This is a genomic window from Mesorhizobium sp. B2-3-7 (assembly GCF_006442695.1).
In the GTDB taxonomy this organism is placed as follows: Bacteria; Pseudomonadota; Alphaproteobacteria; order Rhizobiales; family Rhizobiaceae; genus Mesorhizobium.
This window is the reverse complement of record NZ_VFVV01000001.1, coordinates 178,193-189,746: the sequence shown is the minus strand read 5'-3', so window position 1 is coordinate 189,746 and position 11,554 is coordinate 178,193. Positions and strand designations below refer to the sequence as shown.

Here is an 11,554-nt window from a genome sequence, read left to right as displayed (position 1 = left end):
AAGGCGACCGGAGGGGACATGGCCGAAGTAGCAGTGCAGCGGGCGTCCGGGCGCGGCATCTGGGGGTGGATGTTGTTCGACTGGGCGGCGCAGCCCTTCTTCACGGTCGTCACCACCTTCATCTTCGGCCCCTATTTCGTTTCGCGCATGGCCAGCGATCCGACCACCGGCCAGGCCGTCTGGGGCTACGGCATCGCCGCGGCCGGACTGGTCATCGCCGTGCTATCGCCGATCCTCGGTTCGATCGCCGACCAGACCGGGCCGCGCAAGCCGTGGATCGCCTTCTTCGCGGCGATCAAGATCGCCAGCCTGGCGCTGCTGTGGCTCGCCGCGCCCGGCTCGAACCTGTTCCTGATCGTGGCATTGTTCTCGCTGGCCTCGGTGGCGGCTGAATTCTCCACCGTCTTCAACGATTCCATGATGCCGCGCCTGGTGCCGAAGAGCGAGATCGGCCGCATCTCCAACATGGCCTGGGGGCTTGGCTATCTCGGCGGTATGATCGCGCTGATCTTCGTCGTGCTGTTCCTGGCCGGATCGCAGGAGACCGGCAAGACCATCATCGGCCTCGACCCGCTGTTCGGGCTGGACCCGAAGCTCGGCGAGGATGCCCGCGCCACCGGGCCGCTGTCGGCCGGCTGGTATTTCCTGTTCATCCTGCCGATGTTCCTCTTCACTCCCGATGCCATCAAAGGCATCCCGATCAAGCCTGCGGTGCGCGAAGGCCTGTCGGAGCTGAAGTCGACCTTGGTCGAGGTGCGCAGGCGCGGCGGCATCTTCCGCTTCCTCGTCGCCCGCATGATCTATCAGGACGGCGTCAATGCGCTGCTGGCGCTCGGCGGCACCTTCGCGGCCGGCATGTTCCAGTGGTCGATCACCGAGATCGGCATGTTCGGCATCATCCTCAACGTCGTCGCCATCTTCGGCTGCTGGATCGCTGCGCGGCTCGACACCGCGCTCGGCTCCAAGGCGGTGGTGATGATCGCGCTGGTCATGCTTTCGGTCGCCACCATCGGCGTCGTCTCGACCGGCCCCGGCTTCACGCTGCTCGGGCTTATCCAGCTCTCGACCACCGATTCCGGGGGCCTGTTCGGCACCGCCGCGGAAAAGGCCTACATCCTCTATGGATTGCTGATCGGGCTCGCCTTCGGGCCGGTGCAGGCGTCATCGCGGTCCTATATGGCGCGCAGCGTCACGGCGTCGGAATCCGGCCGCTATTTCGGCATCTATGCGCTGGCCGGGCGCGCGACCAGTTTCCTGGCGCCGTTCCTGGTGGCGACCATCACGGCGGTGAGCGATTCGGCGCGGCTCGGCATGGCGGTTATCATCCTGTTCCTGGCCATAGGCATGGCGATCCTGATCAGGACGCCGTATCCGGCGGACCGGGCGGCGGAGTAGCACTCTTCCTTCTCCCGCAAGGGGAGAAGGGAAGAAGTGCTCAATGCCTGAAGTGTCTCACGCCGGTGAACACCATCGCAATACCGTGTTCATCCGCAGCGGCAACCACATCGTCGTCGCGCATCGAGCCGCCGGGCTGGATGACGGCGGTGGCGCCGGCCTCGATGGCCGACAGCAGGCCGTCGGCGAAGGGGAAGAAGGCGTCGGAGGCGACGACAGAGCCTTTGGTCAGCGGCTCGGCCCAGCCCGCCGCTTCCGCAGCGTCGAGTGCCTTGCGGGCAGCGATGCGCGAGGAATCGACGCGGCTCATCTGCCCGGCGCCGATGCCTACCGTGGCGCTGTCCCTTGCGTAGACGATGGCGTTCGACTTGACGTGCTTGGCGACGCGGAAGGCGAATTTCAGGTCGGCCAGTTCGGCCGGCGTCGGCGCCCGTTTCGTCACCACCTTCAGCTCGAGGTCGTCGACGACGGCGTTGTCCCTGCCCTGCACCAGCAGGCCGCCGGCGACGGATTTGACGGTTGTGCCGATCGCGCGCGGATCCGGCAGGCCGCCCGCGACCAGCAGGCGCAGGTTCTTCTTCGCGGCCACGATCGCTGCCGCCTCGTCGGTGGCGCCGGGCGCGATAATGACCTCGGTGAAGGTCTTCACGATCTCTTCGGCCGCCTCGGCGTCCAGGATGCGATTCACAGCGACAATGCCGCCATAGGCCGAGACCGGATCGCAGGCCAGTGCCCTGGCGTAGGCGGCCTTCAGCGTCGAACCCTCGGCGACGCCGCACGGGTTGGCATGCTTGATGATGGCGACGGCGGCCGAGCGCGCCGGGTCGAACTCGCCGGCCAGCTCGAAGGCGGCGTCGGTATCGTTGATGTTGTTGTAGGAAAGCTGTTTGCCCTGGAGCTGGCGCGCCGTGGCCACGCCCGGCCGCTTGTCGCCATTGACATAGAAGCCGGCGCCCTGGTGCGGGTTCTCGCCATAGCGCATCACGGTTTCCAGCCTGCCGCCGAAGGCGCGCCAGGTCGGGTGCTCGATCTCCAGCGCCTCGGCGAACCAGCCCGAGATTGCCGCGTCATAGCTGGCGGTGCGGGCAAAAGCCTTGGCCGCGAGCTTCTTGCGGAAATCCAGCGAAAGCGAGCCGATATTCATCTCCAGCGCATTGAGCACGGAGGCATAGTCGCCGGGGTCGGTGACGATGGCGACATAGGCGTGGTTCTTGGCCGAGGCGCGGATCATCGCCGGGCCGCCAATGTCGATGTTCTCGACGATCGCCGCGTAGTCGGCGCCGGAGCGGCGGACTTCCTCGAACGGATAGAGATTGCAGACGACCAGGTCGATCGGCTCGATGCCATATTTGTGCATCGCCGCGGCGTGATCGGGATCATCGCGAACGCCGAGCAGGGCGCCATGCACCGACGGGTGCAGGGTCTTGACGCGGCCATCCATGATCTCGGGAAAGCCGGTGAGCTCGGAGACGTCGCGGACCGCCAGGCCCGCATCGGCGATCGCTTTTGCCGTGCCGCCGGTCGACACCAGCTCGACGCCGGAAGCGGCGAGCGCCCTGGCGAGATCGATGAGGCCGGTCTTGTCGAAGACGGAGAGCAGCGCACGACGCACGGGAACGAGGTCGGGAGCGGGAATGTTCTTGGCGGCGACGGCCATGGGCGTGCTTTCACGGCTGGAGGGGCAGGCCCGCGCCGTATCATATGAGATCAGGAAATCAAGGCGCAAGCTCGGTCAGCGCAGGCGCGGTCAGTTGTTTTCGGGATAGCCGGCGATAGAGGTGCGGGTGAGCTGCCAGTGGACTTCGGCGATGTCGGACGGCTTGAAGGCAAGCACGATCTGCCGGCTTCGACGCGGGCCGCCGAGACCGGCGAAGTAGATCGATTCCTCGACCTCCGGCACCATCTCGGTGCAGGTGAACACCCAGCTGTCGGCCTGCTCGGCGGTCAGCACCAGGCGGTCATGCTCGTCCTGCAAAAGGTTGATGTCGGGATGGACGTGGAAGCGCACGGTGACGAAATCGCGGCCATTGTTGCGGATCGCCGCACCTCCAGGACGCTGGAAGCGGTCCCTGCCGGTCAGCACATTGCCGTTCGAGGACAGTTTCAGCTCGCGCTCGTGCAGGAAACCGAAGCGCTGGATATAGCCGTCATGGCGGGCGATGAAGCCTTGAACGCCCTTCTGGTCGATACGCTTGCACTGCACATGCTGCGGGCCGCCGATCAAAGGCGACCCCAGAAGATCGTTGATGCGCAGCGAATGGCTGAACCGCGCCGACGAGGTGTCGTTGATGGTGGCGGTCGAATGCGCGGCGGTGGCGCGGGCCAGGGGCCGGAATTCGGCGGCGCCATAGGTGTCGATGCCGGCATTGACGATGTAATGCTGGCGGCCCGACGACAGCTCGAACGCAAGGCAGCTGGCATGGGCGGCATTGGAGACGTGGACGGGCGGCGGCAGGCCGGTGTCGGCGATGACGGTGACGCCACCCATGGACAGCCGCTCATAGCCCGAATGCGGTGCATGCAGCAGCGGCGAGCCGGCGGTGTCGTCGTGGCGCAGGATGCTGGCGATGCGGTCATGGATGGTGGCGCCCATGCCGTTGAAGCGGGCGAGGCTGCCGTCCTGGTGGCGGAAGAAGCGCAGCGCCGGCAGCATCCTGTCGATGGCGCCGATCAGGGCCTGTGGCGGCGCTTCCGCCTGGTTGGCGTAGGTCTGCCGCAGCGGCAAAAGGTCGGCGAGGATTTCCAGCACCGCCATTGGGTTGCGCGAGATGTGGCCGCCATCAGGAAGGATCTGGCGGTCCAGTTCCTCGGCGAGGTTGCGGGTGGCGCCGCGCAGCGCCGATGCGGGCGCCGGCAGCGACAGGGCGGCGAAGGCGAGGGCGATGCGGGCGCGCAGCCTGTCCTTGCCGTCAGGCATTTCGCGCGCCATCGACCTGAGGTAGCGGATCTGGACGGCCAGCGATTTCAGGAAGGCGCGGTAGAACGGGAATTCAGCGCCTTGCAGCACGATCGAGGAATGCTGCAGCCAGGCGATAATGCGCTTGGCGGCCGTGCCGGGCTCCCAGGCAATGCCGGAAATGTTGTTTCCATGCGTGGCGATCCAGTCGGACACCAGCGCACGCGCATTGGCGGCGGCAAGCTCGGTGCCGGCGGCGCGCATGTGACGCAGCCAGCGAAAGCCATGCAGCGTCTTCTGCCAGCCGTAATTGGGAACGCTGATCTGGAAGGGCGACTTGCCGCCGGTCTCGACCATATGTCCCGACAAGGGATAGCGGCCATAGTAGATCTCAAGCGCGATCTGCGGGTCGGCCAGCCGCAGGTCCGGCGGCGCGATCAGCACCCGTTCGGGCGTGCGGCCGGAATAGCGCCAGCGATAAACCGGTCCGGCACGCAGGCGCCGGCGCGTTTTGCGCCAAAACTCCTTCGCGACAAGCGCCCACAGACGCGTCGTGTTGCCGGCAGCAAGTGCCAAAACCCCTCCTGATCGTCCTCTATCCCAAGGGCAAGCTTATCTGATTCAACGATTCATGCGAAGGCGAATTCCCGCGAGCGGTGACGCTGCGCCTGGCTTGGCCGCGGATGCTCCCCAAAAAAGTCAGCAACTTCCTATGCTTAAACCCCTGAGCGGTTCAGCGCCCGATGGGCATCCATACTCCGCTCCAGATCCTTGTTCCACGCAATTCCGGACGGAGAATCGTCACGCAGCTTTCGTGGACTTGCCTTAGCCGGCGCGACGCATGCGCGCGGCGAAAAAGCCGTCGAGACCGGAACGTTGCGGCGAGCCGAGATCGAGGTCGGCAGGTGTGGTGCGCAGCGTGCCTTCCTGCGTCAGGAAGGGATCGATGCCGATGATCTCGCCGGCGCGAAGCGGGTCGGCAACGACGCCAGGCGTCGCGGCGAGGAAGCCACGATAAAGCTCCTCGCCTTCGAGTGGGTCGAGCGAACAGTTCGAAAAGACGATCCTTCCGCCCGGCTTAACCAGGGTGACGGCGCGCGCGAGCAGCCGGCGCTGGAGATCGGCGAGCTTCTCGACATCAGCCACAGTCTTGGTCCATGGCACGTCGGGATGCCGCCGCACTGTGCCGGTCGAGGAGCAGGGCGCGTCGAGGAGGACGGCGTCGAACAGCTCGTCCGGCTCGTACTGGAGGAGGTCGGCCTGCACGATATCCGCCGACAGGCGGAGGCGTTCGAGATTCTGCGCCAGCCGCGCCAGCCGGTTCTTCGAGGTGTCGATCGCGGTGACGCGTGCGCCGGCCACGATCAATTGGGCGGTCTTGCCGCCGGGCGCGGCGCAGAGATCGGCGACGCGAAGCCCGCCGACATCACCGAGCAACCGGGCAGGCAGGCCGGCTGCGGCATCCTGGACCCACCAGGCGCCTTCGGCGAAGCCAGGCAGTTCGGTGACCGGGCCGGCAAGCTTCTCCACCCGAATCGTGCCGGTCGGCAGGGCAATGCCGCCGAGCCTTTCGGCCCAGTGCTCCGGATCGGCCTTGACCGAGAAATCGACCGGGGCCTCCTGGCGGTGGGCGGCGAGTATCCGTCCGGCCTCGTCCACGCCATAGGCGGCCTTCAAACGGTCGGAAAACCATTTCGGCGCTTCGTCGGTGGTGGCAAGGGCCTCTGGAAGTTCAGCCTCCTTGATCCGCGCGAGCGTGCGCAGCACACCGTTGACCAGGCCGGCAAAGCGCAATGTGCGGGGATCGGACTTGGCATGGGTGACGGCGAGGTCGACCGCGGCGCTGTCTGGAATGTCGAGGAACAGGATCTGCGCGGCCGCCACATGCAAAATATGCGACAGCGCGGTGGCATTGGCCGGCAGCGGTTTTTCCAGACGCCGCGCCAGCAACCCGGCAATGGTCATGCGATAGCGCAGCGCGGTGACCAGAATGGCGCGCACAAGACCGCGATCGCGCAGGTCTAGCGCCTTGTATTGCGGATGGCCGTTTTCATGGTCGGTCAGGCCGTCGAGCGGCGTCCTCGCATCGATGACAGCTGCCAGCAGGCGCGCCGCCGCCTTGCGGGCGGCAAGGCCGGCAACGAACTCGCCGTCCTTTTTGTCTTCCTGACCACCTGTGTGTCGAGGTGCTCTGCCCGCCACGCTCACGACCACGGGCCCTTGGGCCCGGTCGGATTGCGACCCCATGGATTGGATTTGGGCTCTGCCGGCGGTTCCGGCGCGGCCGGCTTGCCCCACGGTCCTGCCGATTGCGGCTCGTCGGCCTGCGGCGGCACTGGCGCCTGGCGCTGCGGGGACCGCGATACGCCACCGTCCATGCGCTGCGCCATCGCTTGCAGCGCGGCGATGCGGTTCTCGGTGCTCGGGTGGGTGGAGAACAGACTGTCCATGCGCTCGCCGTGCAGCGGGTTGATGATGAAGAGATGAGCCATCGCCGGGTTACGCTCGGCATCCGGATTGGGTATGCGTTCGGCGCCCCGGGCGATCTTGTCAAGCGCCGAGGCCAGCCACAGCGGGTGTCCACAGATTTCAGCGCCACGCCGGTCGGCCTCGTATTCGCGGGTGCGGCTGACCGCCATCTGCACGATCATCGCCGCAAAGGGCGCCACGATCATCGCCGCCAGCACGCCGACAAAACCGAACGGGCTGTTGTTGTCGCGGTTGCCGCCGAGGAAGAAGGCGAAATTGCCAAGCATCGAGATGGCGCCGGCGAAGGTGGCGACGATCGTCATGGTCAAGGTGTCGCGGTGCTGGACGTGGGCGAGCTCGTGCGCCATCACCGCGGCCACTTCCTCATGCGTCAGCCGTTGCAAAAGGCCGGTGGAAGCGGCGACCGCCGCGTTCTGCGGGTTGCGGCCGGTGGCGAAGGCGTTGGGCTGCGGATTGTCGATCAGGTAGGTCCTGGGCATCGGCAGGCCTGCCTGCTTGGCCAGTGCCTGCACGATGGCGTAATATTCGGGCGCGTTCTTCTCGTCGACCTCGACGGCGCGGTTCATCGACAGCACCATCTTGTCGGCGTTCCAGTAGCTGAACAGATTGGTGGCGGCGGCGATCAGGAAGGCGATCATCATGCCGCCCGTGCCGCCGATCAGGAAGCCGACGCCCATGAACAGCGCGGTCATCGCGGCAAGAAGCATGGCGGTGCGAAGTGTGTTCATCGTCTGCTCCCGTCCTGGTCGTGATGTAAGGGGGTCGATCCTCGTGGGCTCATCGCTATATGATGGGAAACGCCGGTACCCGTTTCAATCGGCCTGTTTCAATCCGCCGGAATATCGCATGAACGACGAGACCAGTAAAACACCTGCCACTGATGACGAAGCGCGGCTGAAGACGCTGACGCCCGCCGCCCGCCGCGCGCTTGAAGAGGCCGCGGCGCGGCGCGAGGACTACCGCCGCAAGGAAGCCGCGGTGCCGAAGGAAGTCGGCGGCCGCGGCGGCAAGGAGCCCGGCCGCTACGGCGACTGGGAGATCAAGGGCCTGACCAGCGATTTCTAATATGCCGGCCCAGCAAACAGCTCATTTGCCGGCAATCGGGTGTTTGAGTGTCGCCACAGCCTAGAAGGCCGCCGCCGCCGCCCGCTGCGGCTCGAGCGCGATCCAGCCCCGCTCGTCGACGGTGACGCCGATGGCGTCGTAGCCAGCGATCGCGGCATGCCGCGTCGCCAGGGGATGTCGGTGCGTGGCGTTTATGACCATGACCGCTGCGCCCGCCGCCTCGGCCGCCGTGATGCCCGCCGGGGCATCCTCGAACACGAGGCAATCGCGCGCATCGACGCCGAGCCGCGTCGCGCCGAGCTGAAAGCAGTCGGGCGCCGGCTTGCCGCGTGAAACATCTTCCGCCGCGATCAGCACGGCCGGGACGGGGATGCCGGCAGCCTTCATGCGCAAGAGCGCCAGTTCCCGCGGCGCCGAGGTTACGATCGCCCAGCGCTCCGGCGGGAGCGCGTTGAGAAACGCGGCGGCGCTGGCGATCTGAACAATGCCCTCCAGATCGGCGGCTTCGGCCTTGAGCAAGAGGTCGGCCTCATGCGCCGGATCGACGCCGGGGAGCGCCAGACCGGCGATCGTCTCGATCGCCCGCACGCCATGGATCGTCGGCAGGAAGGCGGCGACGTCGAGCCCTTGCCGCCGCGCCCAGTCGCTCCACACCCGTTCGGCCGAGGCAATGGAATTGATGAGCGTGCCGTCCATATCGAAGAGGAAGGCGGCGAATTTTCTGCCTGCGTACATGATTTTCCTTGATTTCGGGGAGGTCTTTCGAGGGAGCGCCGATGGTAACGTCCCTGCGCCGGCATTGGAAGCCGCGCGGCCTCCTTTTCGGCCAGTCCCCTTTTCCGCAAGTCAGGGAACCGTGATCCGCCTCCGGCGTTTCAACTTCGCTGCTTTTCCACGACCATCGAAGGGGGACGCGATGCTGATTCGGCTCGGCTACGAAATGGCCATTGAATGCGCTGGAGCCACGCCGGTGATTTCAATGCTCGAGATCCACAGGGACAGGCAGGCCGACATCAAGCGGCAGACGCGCATGCTGACGTCGCCCGCGGTTCCGACCAGGCTCTACAGCGATTTGCATGGCAATTCGTGCCGCCGCTTTACCGCACCCGCCGGCACTTTTCGCATCCTCTACGATGCCGTGGTCGAGGACAGCGGCGAGACGGACGAGGTCAACACGCTGGCACGCGAGGTGCCGGTGGCAGAGCTGCCCGACGAGGTGCTGTTTTATCTGCTGGGCAGCCGCTATTGCGAGACCGATCACCTGAGCCAGCTCGCCTGGGAGCTTTTCGGCCGTTTGCCGTCCGGCTGGGCGAGGGTGCAGGCGATCGTCGATTACGTCCACAACCGGCTGTCCTTCGGCTATGGCTATGCCCGCTCGACCCGCACCGCGGCGCAGGCGCATGAGGAGCAGGTCGGCGTCTGCCGAGACTTCGCCCATCTGGCGATCACGCTCTGCCGCTGCATGAACATTCCGGCACGCTATGTGAATGGCTATCTCGGCGACATCGGCGTGCCGGCCGATCCGGCGCCGATGGATTTCTCGGCCTGGATGGAAGTGTTTCTCGACGGCAAGTGGTACACGTTCGACCCCCGCCACAATGTTCCGAGGATCGGCCGCATCGTCATCGCGCGCGGACGCGATGCCACCGACGTGCCGTTGCTGCACAGTTTCGGCCCGCACCGGCTCAGCCTGTTCAAGGTATGGACCTACGAACAGGAGAACAATCTGTTCAACCCGCCCTACCACGCCATCGACAGGACGGTCACCGCGCAGATGCTGGCCTGAGCCGGGTTTCCATGCATCCCCATACTGCCTCGCTCTGGCACACGAGCCGCTGTGCCGTGGCGGGACACGGCCGCGCGCCCTGTGCCGCGACGTGCAAGATCGTGGTAAGCGCTTGGTAAATGCCACCCGAACGCAGCATCGGCGTTTACTGGTCATTCACCTTTCCATCCTTGAAAGCGAAGCAAAAACAAGAGTCTAGTCCCTGGTGCGCGGCCGCTGGCCGCGCCCGGCCGGAATCCTGCATCGATCCGTTTGCCCGGCGACGAGGCCGGGGCGAGCGGAGAGAGAACGATGCGGATTTTCGGGGGTCTTGTGGACGCGGCCGGCGACTTTGCCAGGCATCGCGGCGGGAATTTCGCCATCCTGTTCGGATTCGCCGCCTCGGTCTTGGCGCTGGGCGTCGGCTTCGCCGTCAACATCACCCAGCTCTACAACGCCAAATCGAGCCTGCAGAGCGTGGTCGACGCCGCAGTGACGTCGACGGCGCGGGATCTGACGACCGGCGTGATCAAGGAGGCCGACGCCAACAAATCGGTGCAGGCCTTCCTCGACGCCAACAGTACGGCCGGCATCCTGCAGGCCAACCAGATCGTGCTCGACAGGCTGACGGTCGACAGGACCGCCAGGACGGTGCAGGCGGAGGCCCATGCCGACGTCGCCTTCTATTTCCCGCTGTTTGGCACGCGCGACATGCAGCGCGTTCCCGCCTCGACGACAGCGCTCTATTCGGACAAGCAGATCGAGGTGGCCATGATGCTCGACATAACAGGCTCGATGGCGAAGCGGGGCAAGGTCGACAAGATCGGCGATCTGAAAGCAGCAGCGAAAAACGCCGTTCGGACGATGCTCCGGAACCAGGATCCGAAGAACCCCCGCATCCGCGTCGCGATTGTGCCTTACGCATCCGGCGTGAACGCCGGCAAGCTGGCCGAAAACGTCTATGCCGAGAAGCCAGGGAGCTCTGAGCTGCCACCCGTCGCCGGCAGTTCGCTTCTCGTCGCCAAGACGGGCAAAAATTTGCTGCCGTCCTTCAGCGACTACATCTCCATTGTCGGCGCGGCGATGCCACGCCCCGATAATTGCGCCACGGAGCGCAAGGACAAAAATGGCGACGCGGATTTAAGCGCCGACGGCCCAGATGCTGTTCGCATGGATAAGAACGGCAAGAAGTACTATGCCCTGGTCAACCGGGATGATCATCTCAATGGCGGCGGAATGAACAAGTGTCCCGATGCGGAAGTGATCCCGCTGACCGCCGATTCCGGCGCATTGCTTGGTCCGATCGACGACTTCCAGGCTGACGGTTATACCGCCGGCGCGATCGCCATTCAGTGGACCTACTATATGCTGTCGCCGCAATGGCGCGCAGCGATCAAGAATGCCGGCCTCGGCAACGGCGCCTCGGACGTCAACGCGAAGAAGATCGCCAAGGTCGCGATCCTGATGACCGATGGCCAGTTCAATACCGCCTTCGCCGGCGCCGGGGGCCGCTACAACAGCCAGGGCAATCTTGCGCGCGGCAACGCCGAAACGCTGTGCGGCAACATGAAAAATGACGGCATCGAAATTTTCACCATCGGCTTCGACCTGAACAACAAGGACATGTCGGCAGCCGAGCGGGATCAGGCAAAGGCGGTGCTGAAGGACTGTTCGTCGAAAGATGCCTCCACCGCTCAAAAACACTATTTCGAAGTGTCGACCGGGGTGGAATTGGACGCCGCCTTTCAGGAAATCATCCGCAACACCGAAAAGGTCGCGCTGACGCAGTAAGCCGCACAAGGAAAAGGCCGCCGCTTCTTTCGAAGCCGGCGGCCTTCCGTGTTTCCGTCCATGGCGCGGCTCCTGGCGGCAACCCGAGGGGTCGCCCGCCGCGCATCTCGCGCCTTAACGGGAAGACTGCTTCCCGAAAGTGCAATCCGCTG

General features: G+C 65.4%; 9 protein-coding genes. 4 read left to right on the top strand and 5 right to left on the bottom strand.

The genetic code is table 11. The annotated features are described in order from the left end of the window. Positions 1-18: 18 nt before the first annotated feature. On the top strand, positions 19-1,395 hold the full coding sequence (locus FJ940_RS00920; RefSeq protein WP_140518061.1) for an MFS transporter: 1,377 nt from the start codon (positions 19-21) through the stop codon (positions 1,393-1,395). Between the two features lie 40 nt (positions 1,396-1,435). Here the strand turns inward: FJ940_RS00920 and purH are convergent, their stop codons facing one another. The 4 genes from purH to htpX form a co-directional block, all read right to left on the bottom strand. Next, positions 1,436-3,052, bottom strand: coding sequence for a bifunctional phosphoribosylaminoimidazolecarboxamide formyltransferase/IMP cyclohydrolase (gene purH / locus FJ940_RS00915; RefSeq protein WP_140492888.1), 1,617 nt, complete (start codon positions 3,050-3,052; stop codon positions 1,436-1,438). Positions 3,053-3,142: 90 nt separating this feature from the next. Beyond that, positions 3,143-4,867 (bottom strand): heparinase II/III family protein, encoded by a 1,725-nt coding sequence (locus tag FJ940_RS00910; RefSeq protein ID WP_140518222.1) that lies wholly within the window; start codon positions 4,865-4,867, stop codon positions 3,143-3,145. A 249-nt stretch (positions 4,868-5,116) separates the two neighbouring features. Then, a complete protein-coding gene (locus FJ940_RS00905; protein WP_224704319.1) occupies positions 5,117-6,499 on the bottom strand; it encodes an RsmB/NOP family class I SAM-dependent RNA methyltransferase in 1,383 nt (460 codons plus the stop codon). Next, complete coding sequence (gene htpX / locus FJ940_RS00900) at positions 6,496-7,509, bottom strand: zinc metalloprotease HtpX (RefSeq protein WP_140560732.1); 1,014 nt, start codon at positions 7,507-7,509, stop codon at positions 6,496-6,498. Before htpX ends, FJ940_RS00905 begins: the two co-directional genes overlap by 4 nt. 118 nt (positions 7,510-7,627) lie before the next feature. Here htpX and FJ940_RS00895 point away from each other — a divergent pair, with 118 nt between their 5' ends. Beyond that, positions 7,628-7,846: a DUF1674 domain-containing protein gene (locus FJ940_RS00895; RefSeq protein ID WP_140518225.1), complete on the top strand. Its 219-nt coding sequence runs from the start codon at positions 7,628-7,630 to the stop codon at positions 7,844-7,846. A gap of 60 nt (positions 7,847-7,906) precedes the next feature. Here FJ940_RS00895 and FJ940_RS00890 read toward each other — a convergent pair whose 3' ends face one another. After that, positions 7,907-8,581, bottom strand: a complete 675-nt coding sequence (locus FJ940_RS00890; RefSeq protein ID WP_140654880.1) for an HAD-IA family hydrolase — start codon at positions 8,579-8,581, stop codon at positions 7,907-7,909. 181 nt (positions 8,582-8,762) lie between these two features. On the opposite strand from FJ940_RS00890, the gene FJ940_RS00885 reads away from it, so the two are divergent. Together FJ940_RS00885 and FJ940_RS00880 are read left to right on the top strand one after the other, a co-directional pair. Then, positions 8,763-9,632, top strand: a complete 870-nt coding sequence (locus tag FJ940_RS00885) for a transglutaminase family protein (protein ID WP_140524987.1) — start codon at positions 8,763-8,765, stop codon at positions 9,630-9,632. 291 nt (positions 9,633-9,923) lie between these two features. Then, entirely contained in the window at positions 9,924-11,402 is a 1,479-nt protein-coding gene (locus tag FJ940_RS00880; protein ID WP_140654877.1) for a TadE/TadG family type IV pilus assembly protein, read from the top strand. Positions 11,403-11,554: the final 152 nt, after the last annotated feature.